This is a genomic window from Enterobacter sp. A103, assembly GCF_034427535.1.
GTDB classification, from domain to species: Bacteria; Pseudomonadota; Gammaproteobacteria; order Enterobacterales; family Enterobacteriaceae; genus Enterobacter; species Enterobacter asburiae_B.
In genome coordinates this window covers 255,448-272,346 of record NZ_JAXQPQ010000001.1, presented here as the reverse complement: position 1 = coordinate 272,346, position 16,899 = coordinate 255,448, and the positions used below count along the sequence as shown (strand labels likewise).

Sequence of the window (16,899 nt, the reverse complement as noted above, 5' to 3'; positions counted from 1 at the left end):
TGTACCCTCACCCTAACTCTCTCCCAAAGGGAGAGAGAACTGTTTACACCCTCTCCTTTTGGGAGAGGGAACTTTTTACACCCTCTCCCAAAAGGAGAGGGCCGGGGTGAGGGAAAACTTAGCCGTTGGCCGCAGCTTTACGCAAGTCAAACACCCGGCAGGCTTTCCCCTCCGAGCGCGGGATGCTGCCGCAGTTAACAATCATTACGTCGGTGGAAATCCCGACCATCGACTTAATGCGGTGGCGCAGCTGGTGGCACACCTGACAGCGCTGCTCGTGGGTCAGGGTTAAGCTGCTCTCTTTCAGCTCGACCTTCACGGAAAGTGAATCAAGATGCCCGCGGCGGTTCACCTCCAGCTGATAGTGCGGAGAAAGGTGTTCGAACTTGACGATCTCCTCTTCCAGCTGCGACGGGAAGACGTTGACGCCGCGGATGATCAGCATATCGTCACTGCGCCCGCTGATGCGGTCCATGCGGCGCATGCTGCGCGCGGTGGCCGGGAGCAGGCGCGTCAGGTCGCGGGTGCGGTAGCGGATCACCGGCAGCGCCTCTTTGGTCAGCGTGGTGAACAGCAGTTCGCCCTGCTGGCCGTCATCCAGCGGCGTGCCGTCGTTCGGGTTGACGATCTCCGGGTAGAAGTGATCTTCCCAGATGGTCGGGCCGTCGACGGTTTCGATACACTCCATCGCCACGCCCGGCCCCATCACCTCGGAAAGACCATAGATATCCAGCGCGGTAATGCCTAAGCGTTTTTCAATTTCGCGACGCATGGCCTGCGTCCACGGCTCGGCGCCGAAGACGCCCACGCGCAGGGAACAGCCGCTGGCATTGCCGCCCATCTGGCGCTCCAGCTCCTCAATCAGGTTGAGGCAGTAGGACGGCGTCACCATGATCATATCCGGCTGGAAATCACGGATCAGCTGCGCCTGTTTCTCCGTCTGGCCGCCGGACATCGGGATCACCGTCGCGCCTAAACGCTCGGCCCCGTAGTGCGCGCCCAGCCCGCCGGTAAACAGGCCATAGCCATACGCCACGTGAATTTTGTCCTTCGCGCTGCCGCCCGCCGCGCGCAGGGAGCGCGCCACCAGATTGGCCCAGTTGTCGATGTCGGTCTGCGTGTAGCCGACAACGGTCGGTTTGCCGGTGGTGCCGGATGACGCGTGAATACGCACCACCTGCTCCATCGGCACGGCAAAGGTATCGAAAGGATAGTTATCCCGCAGGTCCTGCTTGGTGGTGCACGGGAATTTGCGGATATCCGCCAGCTCGTTGAAATCGTCAGGGTGAACGCCCGCGGCGTCAAACTTGCGTTTGTACATCGGCACGTTGTTGTAGGCGTGATGCAGCGTCCATTTCAGACGCTCGGTCTGCAGCGCCTGTAACTCGTCAAGGGAAGCCGTTTCAATCGGATCAAGCTTTGTTGTATTTGTCATTGTAGGGTACTCACATTGTTTTTATGCTCAAACACGCTCAAGGATCATGGCAATGCCCTGACCCACACCGATGCACATCGTACACAGCGCGTAGCGCCCGCCGCGTCGGTGCAGTTCATTGCTCGCGGCCAGCGCCAGTCTGGCACCGCTCATGCCCAGCGGGTGGCCCAGCGCAATCGCGCCACCGTTCGGGTTGACGTGCGCGGCATCATCCGGCAGGCCCAGCTGACGCAGCACGCCCAGCGCCTGCGAGGCGAAAGCTTCGTTAAGCTCGACAACGTCCATATCGTTAATACTGAGTCCGGCGCGCTCCAGCACCTTACGGGTGGCGGGAACCGGGCCGAGCCCCATCAGACGAGGCTCCACGCCTGCCGTCGCCATCGCTACGATCCGCGTGCGCGGGACTAGCCCCTGCGCCAGCGCCATCTTCTCGCCGGCGACGATCAGCGCCGCAGCGCCGTCGTTGACCCCAGAGGCATTTCCCGCCGTAACCACCCCGTTCTTACGAAACGGCGTTTTCAGACCGGCGAGCTGTTCGAGCGTGGTGTCCGCGCGCGGATGTTCATCCACGCAGAACTCAGTGACCGTCCCTTTTTTGCCCGGCACCGGTACTGGCACAATCTCCTGCGCCAGAATGCCGTTCTGCTGCGCCTGCGCGGTACGCTGCTGGCTGCGCAGCGCGAACGCGTCCTGATCGGCACGGCTGATATTTAACAATTCAGCTACATTCTCTGCCGTTTCCGGCATACTGTCAGTTCCGAATTGCTGATGCATGAGCGGATTCACAAATCGCCAGCCGATGGTGGTATCAAAGATTTCCGCCTGACGCTGAAACGCGGCGGTGGCTTTGCCCATCACAAACGGCGCGCGCGACATCGACTCCACGCCGCCCGCAATCAGCAACTCGCCATCGCCCGCCTTAATGGCGCGGGCAGCAAACCCAATCGCGTCCAGACCCGACCCGCACAGGCGGTTGATGGTGGTTCCGGACACCGTCTGCGGCAGCCCGGCCAGCAGGGACGACATGCGCGCCACGTTGCGGTTATCTTCCCCCGCCTGGTTGGCGCAGCCGAAAATCACGTCGTCGATCCGCTCGAGGTCGAGCTGGGGATAGCGGGCCAGCAGCGCGCGCAGCGGCACTGCACCGAGATCGTCGGTCCGGACTGCGGCAAGCGCGCCGCCGTAGCGACCCACCGGGGTTCGAACGCCATCACAAATAAATGCGTCACGCATCAGGCCTCTCCTGTCACGCTGCCGCCGATGCGGTGAGATTTTCCGCGAAAAAGGGCGACGGTTTTCTGTTGTTGGTTCTGGATTTCAATGTCGTACACGCCGGTCAGCTTGCCCTGGTGCATCACCCGCGCGGTGGCGGTGAGCGTGTCCCCGGCAAAGCCCGGACGCAGAAAATCAATCGAGCAGCCGGAAGCTACCGCCGCCAGCCCCTGGCTGTTGCAGGCGTAGGCAAAGGCGGTGTCTGCCAGCGAAAAAAGCTGTCCGCCGTGGCAGGTTTGGTGGCCGTTCAGCATCTGCGGGGTGATGGTCATGGTCACCACCGCGTAGCCTTCATCCATGTCGACAATGTCCATCCCCATCGCCTGCGCGCAGGCGTCCCGTTCGTACATCGCGCGGGCGTTATGCCAGGCGTTATGACTCATAGCTACTCTCCAGAAGCGCGCGCTGGCGCAGCAGGGAACAGGGGCGATAACGCTCTTCGCCGTAATGACGCTGCAGGTTCTCCAGCAGCGCCAGCAGGCGCTGCCAGCCCAGCCGCTCGCCCCAGGCGATCGGCCCGCTAGGGTAGTTCACGCCCAGGCGCATGGCGGTATCGATGTCCTTCTCGCTGGCGACCCCTTTTTGCAGGGCATCCAGCGCTTCGTTGGCAATCATCGCCAGCGTGCGCCAGACCAGCAGGCCGGGATAATCGGCAATTTGCACCACCCGGTTACCCTGCTGCTGCAGGTAGCGGATGGCCTTTTGCGTCGCGGTGTGCGGGTTGCTGGCGGCCGACGCAATCACCGCCACGTCGCGCTCAATGCGGTCCACCACCACCACCGGGCCGTTGAGCCGCAGCGCCAGCGCCTGAGCGGTTTCGCCCTGCGTTTCGATCAGGTACACATCATCAATTTCGGTGACACCGTCACGTCTTCTTTCCACGCGCATCGGGCTGTAGCTGTCGTTCACGGCCGGCACCCACTGCACGGCGGGTTTGTCACCCTGCCAGTCGTAGACGCCCTTCCCGCTCTTTTTGCCCAGCCTTCCTGCCAGCACCAGCTCCTGCTGGACCAGCGAAGGCAGAAAACGCCGCTCCTGCCAGAAGGCGTTAAACACCGAGCAGGTCACCGCGAAATTCACGTCCTGACCAATCATGTCGGTCAGCTCCAGCGGCCCCATCGGGAAACCCCCGCCGTCGCGCAGGGCGGCATCAATCACCTCCGGCGGTGCGACCTGCTCTTCCAGCGCGCGCCAGGCTTCGGAATAAAACGGACGCGCGACGCGGTTGACGATGAACCCCGGCGTTGACTGGCAGCGAACGGGCTGTTTGCCCCAGTTCAGCGCCAGCTCGCACAGCGCGTCGGCCACTTCCGGAGAGGTTGCCAGCCCGCTGACCACCTCCACCAGCTTCATCACCGGCGCCGGGTTGAAGAAGTGCAGTCCGGCGACCCGCTCCGGGTGGTGGACGTCCGCCGCAATCGCCGTAACGGAGATGGATGAGGTATTGCTGGTCAGCACCGTTTGCGGCGGGCAGATCTCAGCCAACTGAGCAAACAGCGCCTTTTTCACCTCCAGACGCTCGGAGGCCGCTTCTATAATCAGATCGGCCGCGGCGAGCGCCTCGATATCGGTGACCGGAAGCAGCCGGGCGAGGATCTGGCTCCCGGCATCGGCGGAGAGTTTTCCGCGCGTCACCCGGGAGGCCAGACGCTGGCGGATCCCGTCGATGGCGCGCGATATCGCATCGCTGGAGATGTCGTAGATCAGCACCTGATGCCCATGGCTGGCCGCGACTTCGGCAATCCCTGCGCCCATCGTGCCGCTGCCAATCACGGCGACAGTCCGTATGTTCAGCATCTTATTTCCCCGTAAAGTTCGGCGCGCGCTTCGCCAGGAAAGCGCTGACGCCCTCGCGGTAATCGTCGCTGCGCCCGGCCAGGCGCTGGTAGTCGCGCTCCAGATCGAGCTGGGCGTCCAGGGTGTTGGTTTCCGCGGCATTAATGGCCTGCTTGATCAGTCCCAGCCCGAAGGTCGGCTGAGAGGCAAAATGCAGCGCCATCTGCTGCGCGGTGGCGGAGAGCTGTTCGTCGTCCACCACCTGCCAGATCATCCCCCACGCCTGCGCCTGTTCGGCGCTGAGTTTGTCCCCGAGCAGCGCCAGCCCCATGGCGCGGGCGCGTCCGGCCACGCGCGACAGCAGCCAGGTACCGCCGCAGTCCGGCACCAGGCCGAGCTTGCTGAAGGCCATCACGAAGTTGGCGGAACGGGCGGCAATGACCATGTCGCAGCCTAATGCCAGCGTCGCGCCCGCCCCTGCGGCCACGCCGTTAACCGCGCAAATCACCGGTTTCGGCAGCTTTGCCAGGCGGCGCACCAGCGGGTTATAGAAGGTTTCAACGGACATCCCCAGATCCGGTGCCGGGCCGTTGGGGTCAACGTTGCGGTCGTTCAGATCCTGACCGGCACAGAAACCACGTCCTGCCCCGGTGATCAGCAGACAGCGGATGGTGTCATCACGCTCGGCCTGTTTCAGGCACTCGGCAAGCTGCTGGTGCATCTCGTCGTTAAAGCTGTTCAGACGCTCCGGACGGTTCAGCGTAATGGTCATTACGCCCTGTTCTACGTGACTGAGAATAGATTCCACAATTAGCGTCCTTTAAAGTCGGGGGTGCGTTTTTGTAAGAAGGCGTCGATGCCCTCCCGGCGGTCTTCGGTGGCAGAAAGCAGCGTGAACAGCTGGCGCTCCTGCGCCAGACCGGCCTGGAGCGGCACCTCCTGAGACTGGCGCAGCGCCTGTTTCGCCGCCTGCAGCGCCAGCGGAGAGTGGCGCGCCATCAGCGCCGCCTGCTTCAGGGCATACTCCAGCGTCAGCGCTGGCGGGAAAACGTCGCTCACCAGCCCGGCGCTCAGCGCCTGCTGCGCGGAAATACTCTCGCCGGTCAGCACCATTTTGCTGGCGAGCGATTTACCAACGCTGCGGATAAGACGCTGGGTGCCGCCCGCGCCGGGCATAATGCCCAGCGTAATTTCCGGCAGGCCAAAGCGGGCGTTATCGCCAGCAACGATCGCGTCGCACAGCAGCGCCAGCTCGCAGCCTGCGCCCAGCGCGAAGCCGTTCACGGCGGCAATCAGCGGTTTAGGAAAAGCGTTGATGCGCGCCCACAGCTGCGGGCGGATATCGTTCAGCGTGGCGGGCAGGTCTTTCTCCGCCATTTCGTTGAGATCGGCCCCGGCGGCAAAGCAGCGCTCGCTGCCGTAAATCACGCAGACGGCGATGTCGGCATCTGCTGCGGCGTCCTCAAGCTGCTCGGCAATCTGGGTTAACAGCGCGTTATTGAGGGCGTTGCGCGCCGCCGGACGGTTTAGCGTCAGCTGCAGCACGCGGCCATGACGGGTAACAATCAGTTCGCTCATGCCATCCCCTTCGCGTCGAAGTCGACAATCACGTCGGCGGTTAACGGCAGCGACTGGCAGCTCAGCACGTATCCGGCGGCCAGCTCGTCCGGCTCCAGGCTGTAGTTGGTCGCCATGTCCACCTTCCCACGCAGCACTTTGCATTTACAGGTAGCGCACACGCCGCCCTTGCAGGCATACGGGAGATCCGCCCCCTGACGCAGGGCGGCATCCAGGATGCTTTCATCGTCCGCCGTCAGGGTGATTTCTCGGTCGCGCCCGTCCTGGCGCACGGTCACTTTCTGTCCTTCCGCCTGGACATGCACCGCGCGTTTAGCGGTGGTTCCCGGGGTGTTAAAGCGCTCGAGGTGAATGGATTTGTCCGGCATCCCCAGCGCCTTCAGCGTCGCTTCGGCGTCGTCCATCATCGCCGACGGGCCGCAGATAAACGCCTCGTCGTACTGGCGGAAGTTAATCAGGGTTTTCGCCAGCGCCTGCAGCTTTTCCCCGTCGATGCGGCCATAAAGCAGATCGCTGTCCAGCCGCTCCTGGCTGAAGATGGAGACCAGCTGCAGCCGCTGCGTGTACTTGTCCTTCAGGTCCGCCAGCGCCCGGCGGAACATCATGCTCTGGCTGCTGCGGTTGCCGTAGATCAGGGTGAAGTGGCTCTTGGGTTCGGTCGCAAGCGTCGCGGAGATAATCGCCAGCATCGGGGTGATCCCGGAGCCTGCCGCAATCGCCAGATAGTGGCCTTCGCGTTCAGCCCGCGGCTGGTAGCCAAACTGCCCCTGAGGCACCATCACCTCCAGCGCCATACCCGCTTTGATCTCATCCCGGGCATAGCGGGAAAAGCGCCCGCCGTCGATGGCTTTGACCGCCACGCTGATTTCGCCCGGGGCGGTACTCCGGCAGATGGAGTAGCAGCGGCGCAGCTCGTCCCCGCCAAGCTTCGTTTTTAACGTCAGGTGCTGGCCGGGGCGGAAGCGGTAGGCGTCCTGCAACGCCTGCGGCACCGCGAACGTGATGGTCACCGCGTCGCGGGTTTCGGGTTCCACTTTTGCCACTGTTAATGAATGAAACGTTGTCATGGCAGCCTCAAATGCATTTGAAATAGTCGAAGGGCTCGCGGCAGGTGTTGCAGCGGTAGAGCGCTTTGCAGGCCGTCGAGCCAAATTCACTGATAAGCGAGGTGTCGGTGCTGGCGCAGCGCGGGCAGGTCACCTCCACAGGCGCGTGCGCGTGGCAGCTATGCCCCACGGGCGGGCTGATGCCGTACGCCCGCAGGCGCTCGCGCGCGTCGGCGGTCATCCAGTCGGTGGTCCAGGCGGGTTCAAGCTGGAGCACAATGTGTACCGGGGTAAAGCCGTTCGCGCTCATCGCGTCGCGGATCGCCCCCAGCAGGTGCTCCGTTGCCGGGCAGCCCGAGTAGGTTGGCGTGAAGCCAATGACCCAGCCTTCCCCCTGCGCCTTCACGCTGCGCACCATGCCTAAATCAGTGATGGTTAATACCGGCACTTCCGGATCGGGGATCTGGCTTAACAGCGACCAGATCTGCGGGATTTGCGCGGGCGCGATGTCGACGAGGCGTTGCATAGCGTTCTCCTTTACCACTGCTGACCGGGATACGCGCGCTGGAGATACTGCATTTCCGCCAGCATCGGGCCCAGATGTTCGGTATGCAGCCCCCTCTTGCCCCCGGTGCGGTACGCCACCTCTGCGGGAACCTGCAGGCAGCCTTCATTGAGACCAGCAAAGACTTCGCTTTCCCACGGCTGGCGCAGGACGCGCGGGTCAACCGCCACGCCGGAGTCAATCAGGGCCAGCTCGACGTCATCGGCTTCAAACAGCTCCGCCGTAAAACGCCACAGGTTGTCGATAGCCTGCTGCATTTTTTGCGCGGACGTTTCGGTCCCGTCGCCCAGACGCACCAGCCAGCCGCGGCTGAAGCGCAGGTGGTAGCGCGCCTCTTTAATCGCTTTGGCGGCGATGGCGGCAAGCTGGCCGTCGCTGCTTTGAGTCAGCCGTTCGTACAGCGCCACGTTCCAGGCATCCATCAGGTACTGGCGGGCAATGGTGTCGGCGAAGCTGCCGTTCGGCTGCTCCACCAGCAGGACGTTGCGGAACTGGCGCTCGTCGCGGCCAAACGCCAGCGTGTCTTCATCGCCCCGGCCTTCCCGCTCCGCGGCATAGGTCAGGAAATTGCGCGCCTGGCCCAGCAGGTCGAGACCGATATTGGCGAGCGCGAGGTCGATTTCCAGCTCCGGCGCATGGCCGCACCAGGCGCCGAGACGCTGGGAAAGCACCAGACCGTTGTCGCCCAGACGCAGGGCATAGGCAGTCACTGAATTCATTCTTTGCCTCACATATGCTCGATGCCGTCGGGGATGGTGTAGAACGTCGGGTGGCGGTAAACCTTGCTTTCCGCCGGGTCGAAGAACTCACCGCTCTCTTCCGGCTGGGAGGCGACAATCTCGCTCGCCTTAACCACCCAGACAGAACACCCTTCGCTGCGGCGGGTGTAGGCATCACGCGCATTTTCCAGCGCCATGCGATCGTCGGCGGCATGCAGACTGCCCACGTGACGGTGGGATAACCCTTGTTTGCTGCGTACGAACACTTCGTACAGCGGCCAGTAGACGTTGCTCATCGTGATTCCTCTTAAGCCACTTTGCGGGCATGTTGTTTTTCCGCGTGCGCCAGTGCGGCTTCGCGCACCCACGCCCCCTCTTCCCAGGCTTTACGTTTGGCGGCCAGGCGCTCGTAGTTGCAGATGCCGCGCCCGCTAATGACCTCGTCAAACTCATGCCAGTCGATCTCGCCGAAGCGATAATGACCGCTCTCTTCATCAAATCGCAGGTCGGGATCCGGCACCGTCATGCCCAGCATCTCCACCTGCGGCACCGTGTTATCGACAAAGCGCTGGCGAAGTTCGTCATTGCCGAAGCGTTTGATTTTCCAGGCCAGGCTGCGGGCGCTGTTCGGCGAGTTGTCGTCGTTCGGCCCGAACATCATCAGCGCTGGCCACCAGAAGCGGTTGATGGCGTCCTGCAGCATCTGGCGCTGGGCCTCGCTGCCCTGCGCCAGCGCCATGCAGGCCTCAAAGCCCTGGCGCTGGTGGAAGCTCTCTTCTTTACAGATTTTCACCATCGCGCGGGCATACGGACCGTAGGAGGTCCGGCACAGCGCCACCTGGTTGACGATAGCGGCACCGTCCACCAGCCAGCCGATCACGCCGATATCGGCCCAGCTCAGGGTCGGATAGTTGAAGATGGAGGAGTATTTCATCCTGCCGTCGAGCATTTTCTGGTAGATGTCTTCACGCGCGCAGCCCAGCGTTTCCGCCGCGCTGTAGAGGTAGAGCCCGTGCCCGGCTTCGTCCTGAACTTTCGCCAGCAGGATCGCTTTTCGGCGCAGCGTCGGCGCGCGGGCGATCCAGTTCCCTTCCGGCAGCATGCCGACAATTTCGGAGTGCGCATGCTGACCAATCTGACGGATCAACGTCTTACGGTAGGCGTCAGGCATCCAGTCCTGAGGCTCAATCGCCGTCTCCTGCGCTATGCGCTGCTCAAACCGTTGTTCTTGCGTCACGTCATCACCTTTATGATTCGTTAGTTTGCAAATTAAGGCGTAATGTTGAATCACTTTGTTTTTTAAAAGTTACACATAGGTTAAATATAACCCCAAGAATTGTTTCCTGGTTTTGTGATGCTGCTCGCAAGGCTTTTGCATCAGGCCTTTCAGAAAGCATCTCCAAGCGATGAGATTCATCCAGCCAGATCACAACGTTAACAATTCATTAAAAACTCAGCTTGATTTTTATGATTCACGATCAAACTATTAATGAGCAAATTACGTAACATTTGGAGATAAGCGATGCAGCAGTTAGCCAGCTTCTTATCCGGTACCTGGCAGTCTGGCCGGGGCCGCGAGCGCACTATTCATCACGCCATCAGTGGCGAAGCCCTGTGGAGCGTGACCAGCGAAGGGCTGGACATGGCGGCCGCCCGTCGCTATGCGATCGAGCGCGGCGGGGAAGCGCTTCACGAGATGACCTTTATCGAACGTGCTGCCATGCTGAAGGCGGTGGCAAAGCACCTGCTTAGCGAGAAAGAGACGTTTTATGCCCTGTCGGCCCAGACCGGGGCGACGAAGGCGGACAGCTGGGTGGATATTGAAGGCGGCATCGGCACCCTCTTCACTTACGCCAGCCTGGGCAGCCGCGAGCTGCCGGATGACACCCTGTGGCCGGAAGACGAGTTAATCCCCCTGTCGAAAGAAGGCGGCTTTGCGGCGCGCCACGTCCTCACCTCCAAATCCGGCGTGGCGGTGCACATCAACGCCTTTAACTTCCCCTGCTGGGGGATGCTGGAAAAGCTGGCGCCGACCTGGCTTGCCGGGATGCCCGCCATCATCAAACCCGCTACCGCTACCGCACAGGTGACGCAGGCGATGGTGAAATCCATCGTCGACAGCGGGCTGGTGCCGGACGGCGCCATCAGCCTGATCTGCGGCGGCGCGGGGGATCTGCTCGACCAGCTCGACAGCCAGGACGTCGTGACCTTTACCGGCTCCGCCAGCACCGGGCAAAGCCTGCGCGTGCACCCGAATATCGTGGCGAATTCGATTCCGTTCACCATGGAGGCCGACTCCCTGAACTGCTGCGTGCTGGGGGAAGACGTTACGCCGGACCAGCCGGAGTTTGCCCTGTTCATCCGGGAAGTGGTCCGCGAGATGACCGCCAAAGCCGGGCAAAAATGTACGGCCATTCGCCGAATTATCGTCCCGCAAAACCAGATTGACGCGGTGAGCCAGGCGCTGGTTGCCCGCCTGGAAAAAGTGGTGGTGGGCGACCCGGCGCAGGAAGGGGTGAAGATGGGGGCGCTGGTCAACGCCGAACAGCGCGCGGACGTGCAGGAGAAAGTGGAGCAACTGATCGCCGCTGGCTGCCAGATACGTCTGGGCGGCAAAGCGGATTTGCAGGCCGCGGGGGCGTTCTTCCCGCCGACCCTGCTGTTCTGCCCGCAGCCGGATGAAACCCCGGCGGTGCACTCAACCGAAGCCTTCGGCCCGGTTGCGACGCTGATGCCGTATCGCAACGCGCGCCACGCGATGCAGCTTGCCCGCGCGGGCGGCGGCAGCCTGGCCGGTACGCTGGTCACCGCCGATTCGGCGATTGCCCGCCAGTTTATTGCCGGTGCGGCGCGCGCCCACGGGCGTATTCAGATCCTTAACGAGGAATCATCCAAAGAGTCTACCGGCCACGGCTCCCCGCTGCCTCAGCTGGTGCACGGGGGCCCGGGTCGCGCGGGCGGCGGCGAAGAGCTGGGCGGCCTGCGCGCGGTGAAGCACTACCTGCAGCGCACCGCGATTCAGGGCAGCCCGACGATGCTGGCCGCCATTGGCAAACAGTGGGTGCGTGGCGCAGCGGTGCAGGAAGATCGCGTGCATCCGTTCCGCAAATACTTTGAGGAGCTACAGCCGGGCGACAGCCTGCTGACGCCGCGCCGCACCCTCACGGAAGCGGACATCGTGAACTTTGCCTGCCTGAGCGGGGACCACTTCTACGCCCATATGGACAAGATCGGCGCGGCGGAGTCGATCTTTGGCGAGCGCGTGGTGCACGGCTACTTCCTGATCTCCGCCGCGGCGGGACTGTTTGTTGATGCGGGCGTCGGGCCGGTTATTGCCAACTACGGCATGGAAAACCTGCGTTTTATCGAGCCGGTTAAGCCGGGCGATACCATTCAGGTGCGCCTGACCTGCAAGCGTAAAACGCTGAAGAAACAGCGTACCGCCGAGGAAAAACCGACCGGCGTGGTGGAGTGGGCGGTTGAGATCTTCAACCAGCACCAGCAGGCCGTGGCGTTCTACTCCATCCTGACGCTGGTGGCGCGCCAGCAGGGCGATTTCAGCTAACGTCCCTTCCCCTTTACCACAATGGCTGGTGGCTCCCGGTAATTTGACGCTGCTTACAGATTCACTGGGGGCCTTCAGCAAGGCCCTCAACATAAAGTGAACGGAATAACCACCACAGCCGTATGTTCCCCCTCACCCCAGCCCTCTCCCTCAAGGGAGAGGGGGTCGCCTGTGCTGACATCATTTATGGGGAGAGGAAATGGCCCGGCATGTGATTTATCCCCGCTCTTTTTTTAACCTGGCAAGGCTGACAAATAATCTGGCAGATGCAGGCAAACGCTTTTCTCAGGCGCCTGTCAGGATAAGGCTGTCACAACACAATATCCCCTAAATAATTCGAGTTGCAGGAAGGCGGCAAGGGAACGAATCCCCGGGAGCGTACATAAGTACGTGACTGGGGTGAGTGAGTGCAGCCAACGCACCTGCAACTTGAAGTATGACGGGTATAAACACAACAAGATGAGGTCTACGATGGGAAGCAATTCTTCTTTTTCTGCCCGTAGAACGGCGCTGGCCATGGCCGTTGCGCTGTGTTGCGCGTGGCAATCCCCTGTTTTCGCCCACGGCAGTGAGGCGCATATGGTCCCGATGGACAAAACGCTGCAGGACTTTGGCGCGGACGTTCAGTGGGATGATTACGCACAGATGTTCACCATTGCGAAAGACGGTGCCTTTGTGAAGGTCAAACCGGGCGCAAAAACCGCCATCGTCAACGGTAAAACCCTCAGGCTTGAAGTGCCGGTGGTGATGAAAGGCAAGAAAGCCTTTATTTCCGATACCTTCATCAACGACGTTTTCCAGTCCGGCCTTGACCAGACCTTCCAGGTTGAAAAACGCCCTCACCCGTTAAACGCGCTAACGGCGGACGAAATTAAGCAGGCCGTTGAGATTGTGAAAGCCTCGGCGGACTTTAAGCCGAATACCCGCTTTACCCAGATCGCCCTGGCAGAGCCTGAGAAAGCCAAAGTGTGGGACTTTGTGCTTAACGGTACGGCAGTGGATGCCCCGCGTCAGGCGAAGATCGTCATGCTTGATGGCAAGCACGTTATCGAAAGCGTAGTGGACCTGAAGGATAAAAAAATTCTGCGCTGGGAACCGGTAAAAGACGCGCACGGCATGGTGCTGCTGGATGATTTCACCGCGGTTCAGCAGATCATCAACGAAAGTACCGAGTTCGCCGAGGTGCTTAAAAAACACGGCATCACCGACCCGAAAAAAGTGATTACCACGCCGCTGACCGTCGGCTATTTCGACGGTAAAGACGGCCTGATGCAGGAAGATCGCCTGCTGAAGGTGGTGAGCTATCTGGACGTGGGCGACGGCAACTACTGGGCGCACCCGATTGAAAACCTGGTCGCGGTTGTCGATCTTGAGCAGAAAAAGATCCAGAAGATTGAAGAAGGCGCCGTTGTTCCGGTTCCCATGACCCCGCGTCCCTATGATGGCCGCGACCGCGAAGAGACGCCGAAAAAACCGCTCAACATCACTGAACCAGAAGGCAAGAACTACACCATCACCGGGGATATGGTGCACTGGCAGAACTGGGATTTCCACCTGAGCCTGGACTCCCGCGTCGGTCCGATGATTTCAACCGTCACCTATAACGACAACGGCAAAAAGCGCCAGGTGATGTATCAGGGGTCACTCGGCGGCATGATCGTCCCTTATGGCGATCCGGACGTGGGCTGGTACTTTAAAGCCTATCTCGACTCCGGCGACTACGGTATGGGCACCCTGACCTCACCGCTGGTGCGCGGTAAAGACGTGCCGTCCAACGCCGTGATGCTCAATGAAACCATTCCGGATTACACCGGCGCGCCGATGGAGATCCCGCGCGCGATCGCCATTTTCGAACGCTACGCCGGGCCGGAATACAAACACCAGGAGATGGGTCAGCCAAACGTCAGCACCGAGCGCCGCGAGCTGGTGGTGCGCTGGGTGAGTACCGTGGGCAACTACGATTACATCTTCGACTGGGTGTTCCATGAAAATGGCACCATCGGCATTGATGCCGGCGCGACGGGTATCGAAGCAGTGAAAGGCGTTCAGGCGAAAACCATGCACGATGCCACCGCCAAAGACGACACCAAATACGGCACGCTGATCGACCATAACATCGTGGGCACCACGCACCAGCACATCTACAACTTCCGTCTCGATATGGACGTGGACGGCATCAACAACAAGCTGGTGGCGATGGATCCAGAAGTGAAGCCGAATACCGCCGGGGGCCCGCGGACCAGCACCATGCAGATCAATCAGTACGATATTGATACCGAGCAGCAGGCGGCGCAGAAGTTCGATCCGGGCACCATTCGGCTGCTGAGCAACACCAGTAAAGAGAACCGCATGGGCAACCCGGTCTCATACCAGATTATCCCTTACGCGGGGGGAACGCACCCGGTGGCGACCGGCGCGAAATTTGCCCCGGACGAGTGGATTTATCATCGCCTGAGCTTTATGGACAAACAGCTCTGGGTGACCCGTTACCATCCGGATGAGCTCTACCCGGAAGGAAAATTCCCGAACCGCTCCGTACACGACACGGGCCTGGGACAGTACAGCAAGGATAACGAGTCGCTCAACGATCGGGATGACGTGGTCTGGATGACCACCGGCACCACCCACGTCGCCCGCGCGGAAGAGTGGCCGATTATGCCGACGGAATGGGTGCATACCCTGCTTAAACCGTGGAACTTCTTCGACGAGACGCCAACGCTCGGGAAAAAGAAAGACGAAAAGAAATAAATAACGTACCGGGCGCAATGCCCGGTTTTTCATCCATTTACTTGCTGAATACCACTCCCCGATTATAGTTATTTCTACCTCATATATTTCCATTGCACTTCTTGAACCACTTTTAGCCAGGACGCGAATTTTCCACAAGCGACGTAATACATCACTGAGAGGTTTAGGATGAAATTCAATTTGATCGTCAGGAGTCTTGCTCTGGCTGGACTTGTTATTTCCGTCAGTTCCGCGTATGCCGCAGACGCCCCGAAGGATGCCACGACTGCAACGCAACAAGCCAATAACGCCCTGTTTAATCAGCTTCCTTTCTCCGACAACACCGATTTTACGAACGCCCATAAAGGCTTTATTGCACCGATTCCTCAGGAAATTATCAAAGGGGAACAAGGTAATGTCATCTGGGATCCACAGCAATATTCGTTTATTAAAGAAGGCGATAAAGCACCGGACTCCGTTAATCCCAGCTTATGGCGTCAATCTCAGCTGATTAATATTAGCGGCCTGTTTGAAGTGACCGATGGCGTATATCAGATCCGAAATCTTGACCTGTCAAATATGACCATCATTGAAGGGAAAGAAGGTATTACCGTGGTTGACCCGCTGGTGTCGGCAGAAACGGCGAAGGTCGGGATGGATCTCTATTTTAAAAATCGCGGCAAGAAGCCTGTCGCCGCCATTATTTATACCCACAGCCACGTTGACCACTATGGCGGCGTGCGCGGCGTGGTGGATGAAGCCGACGTGAAATCCGGCAAAGTGAAGGTCTACGCGCCAGCCGGGTTTATGGAAGCGGCCGTTGCCGAGAATATCATGGCGGGCAACGTGATGAGCCGCCGCGCCAGCTATATGTATGGCAACCTGCTGAAGCCCGATGCCAAGGGCCAGGTGGGTGCCGGTCTTGGGACAACGACCTCCGCCGGGACGGTCACGCTGATTGCCCCGACCAATATCATTGAGAAAGACGGGCAAAAAGAGGTTATCGACGGCCTGACCTATGATTTTATGCTCGCACCGGGATCCGAAGCGCCATCGGAAATGCTCTGGTATATCGAAGAGAAAAAACTGATTGAATCCGCTGAGGACGTGACCCATACCCTGCACAACACCTACTCGCTGCGCGGGGCCAAAATCCGCGAGCCGCTGCCGTGGTCGAAATACATCAACCAGGCGATTGTGCGCTGGGGTGACAAAGCTGAAATCATCATGGCGCAGCACCACTGGCCGACCTGGGGCAACGAAAACGTCGTCAAGCTGCTGAAAAGCCAGCGCGATCTCTATCGTTACATCAACGACCAGACGCTGCGTATGGCGAACGAAGGGCTGACGCGCGACGAAATCGCAGCGAACTTCAAGCTCCCGGATTCACTGGCGCATACCTGGGCCAACCGCGGCTATTACGGTTCGGTGAGCCATGACGTAAAAGCCACCTATGTGCTGTATCTGGGCTGGTTTGACGGCAACCCGGCGACGCTGGATGAACTGCCGCCTGAAGAAGGCGCGAAGAAATTCGTGGAGTATATGGGCGGCGCGGATGCCATCCTGAGCAAGGCGAAAACCGACTTCGACCAGGGGAACTACCGCTGGGTGGCTCAGGTGGTGAGCAAAGTGGTCTTTGCCGATCCGAACAACCAGGCGGCACGCAACCTGGAAGCGGATGCGCTGGAACAGCTTGGCTACCAGGCTGAATCCGGTCCGTGGCGTAACTTCTACCTGACCGGTGCGCAGGAGCTGCGTAACGGCGTGGTGAAAGGGCCAACGCCGAATACCGCCAGCCCGGATACGGTGCGCGCAATGACGCCAGAGATGTTCTTTGACTATCTGGCTGTCCATATCAACGGACAAAAAGCGGGTGACGCCAAATCGGTGTTTAACATCGATCTGGGCAGCGATGGCGGGAAGTACAAACTCGAGCTGGAAAACGGCGTGCTGAACCACACGGCGAACGCGGAAGCAAAAGAGGCGGACGCGACGCTGACGCTTAACCGTGACACCCTGAATAAAATCATCCTCAAGGAGGTGACGCTGAAACAGGCCCAGGACAGCGGAAATATTAAAATTACTGGCGACAGCGCGAAACTTGATGCCATGCTTAGCAATATGGACAAGTTTGATTTCTGGTTTAACATTGTGACACCGTAACGGTGCACGCAAAAGGGCGGTTCGTCCGCCCTTTCCTGCTTCACGTGTTAGCC

Annotated in this window: 14 protein-coding genes; 3 read left to right on the top strand and 11 right to left on the bottom strand. The window is 60.3% G+C overall.

What is annotated here, in order from left to right:
* Window positions 1-118: 118 nt before the first annotated feature.
* Genes paaK through paaA form a run of 11 tightly spaced genes read right to left on the bottom strand, consistent with a single transcriptional unit; the run spans window position 119 to window position 9,628 of the window.
* Window positions 119-1,435: a phenylacetate--CoA ligase PaaK gene (gene paaK / locus SPH27_RS01335; RefSeq protein ID WP_182071258.1), complete on the bottom strand. Its 1,317-nt coding sequence runs from the start codon at window positions 1,433-1,435 to the stop codon at window positions 119-121.
* A gap of 27 nt (window positions 1,436-1,462) precedes the next feature.
* Window positions 1,463-2,668, bottom strand: coding sequence for a 3-oxoadipyl-CoA thiolase (gene pcaF / locus SPH27_RS01330; protein WP_182071257.1), 1,206 nt, complete (start codon window positions 2,666-2,668; stop codon window positions 1,463-1,465).
* Window positions 2,668-3,090, bottom strand: a complete 423-nt coding sequence (gene paaI / locus SPH27_RS01325; RefSeq protein ID WP_048977906.1) for a hydroxyphenylacetyl-CoA thioesterase PaaI — start codon at window positions 3,088-3,090, stop codon at window positions 2,668-2,670. Before paaI ends, pcaF begins: the two co-directional genes overlap by 1 nt.
* Window positions 3,080-4,504, bottom strand: a complete 1,425-nt coding sequence (gene paaH / locus SPH27_RS01320; protein WP_182071256.1) for a 3-hydroxyacyl-CoA dehydrogenase PaaH — start codon at window positions 4,502-4,504, stop codon at window positions 3,080-3,082. The genes paaI and paaH overlap by 11 nt, the downstream gene beginning before the upstream one ends.
* 1 nt (window position 4,505) lies before the next feature.
* Window positions 4,506-5,294 (bottom strand): 2-(1,2-epoxy-1,2-dihydrophenyl)acetyl-CoA isomerase PaaG, encoded by a 789-nt coding sequence (gene paaG / locus SPH27_RS01315; protein WP_182071289.1) that lies wholly within the window; start codon window positions 5,292-5,294, stop codon window positions 4,506-4,508.
* A complete protein-coding gene (gene paaF, locus SPH27_RS01310) occupies window positions 5,294-6,061 on the bottom strand; it encodes a 2,3-dehydroadipyl-CoA hydratase PaaF (protein ID WP_039262616.1) in 768 nt (255 codons plus the stop codon). The genes paaG and paaF overlap by 1 nt, the downstream gene beginning before the upstream one ends.
* A complete protein-coding gene (gene paaE / locus SPH27_RS01305; RefSeq protein ID WP_182071255.1) occupies window positions 6,058-7,128 on the bottom strand; it encodes a 1,2-phenylacetyl-CoA epoxidase subunit PaaE in 1,071 nt (356 codons plus the stop codon). Before paaE ends, paaF begins: the two co-directional genes overlap by 4 nt.
* A gap of 7 nt (window positions 7,129-7,135) precedes the next feature.
* The gene (gene paaD / locus SPH27_RS01300; protein ID WP_143347074.1) at window positions 7,136-7,633 is read right to left on the bottom strand and encodes a 1,2-phenylacetyl-CoA epoxidase subunit PaaD; all 498 of its coding nucleotides are present in this window, start codon (window positions 7,631-7,633) and stop codon (window positions 7,136-7,138) included.
* A gap of 11 nt (window positions 7,634-7,644) precedes the next feature.
* Window positions 7,645-8,391, bottom strand: a complete 747-nt coding sequence (paaC, locus tag SPH27_RS01295) for a 1,2-phenylacetyl-CoA epoxidase subunit PaaC (RefSeq protein ID WP_048980794.1) — start codon at window positions 8,389-8,391, stop codon at window positions 7,645-7,647.
* 8 nt (window positions 8,392-8,399) lie between these two features.
* Window positions 8,400-8,687, bottom strand: coding sequence for a 1,2-phenylacetyl-CoA epoxidase subunit PaaB (gene paaB, locus SPH27_RS01290; RefSeq protein WP_033145422.1), 288 nt, complete (start codon window positions 8,685-8,687; stop codon window positions 8,400-8,402).
* 11 nt (window positions 8,688-8,698) lie between these two features.
* Window positions 8,699-9,628 carry a 1,2-phenylacetyl-CoA epoxidase subunit PaaA gene (gene paaA / locus SPH27_RS01285; protein ID WP_048980793.1) on the bottom strand — a complete coding sequence of 310 codons (930 nt, stop codon included), beginning with the start codon at window positions 9,626-9,628 and terminating at the stop codon, window positions 8,699-8,701.
* A 285-nt stretch (window positions 9,629-9,913) separates the two neighbouring features.
* Here paaA and paaZ point away from each other — a divergent pair, with 285 nt between their 5' ends.
* The 3 genes from paaZ to SPH27_RS01270 all read left to right on the top strand — a co-directional run bounded on the left by paaZ (window position 9,914) and on the right by SPH27_RS01270 (window position 16,846).
* Window positions 9,914-11,956 carry a phenylacetic acid degradation bifunctional protein PaaZ gene (gene paaZ, locus SPH27_RS01280; RefSeq protein WP_182071254.1) on the top strand — a complete coding sequence of 681 codons (2,043 nt, stop codon included), beginning with the start codon at window positions 9,914-9,916 and terminating at the stop codon, window positions 11,954-11,956.
* Window positions 11,957-12,427: 471 nt separating this feature from the next.
* A complete protein-coding gene (gene tynA / locus SPH27_RS01275) occupies window positions 12,428-14,704 on the top strand; it encodes a primary-amine oxidase (RefSeq protein ID WP_182071253.1) in 2,277 nt (758 codons plus the stop codon).
* 168 nt (window positions 14,705-14,872) lie between these two features.
* Window positions 14,873-16,846 carry an alkyl/aryl-sulfatase gene (locus tag SPH27_RS01270; protein ID WP_182071252.1) on the top strand — a complete coding sequence of 658 codons (1,974 nt, stop codon included), beginning with the start codon at window positions 14,873-14,875 and terminating at the stop codon, window positions 16,844-16,846.
* Window positions 16,847-16,899: the final 53 nt, after the last annotated feature.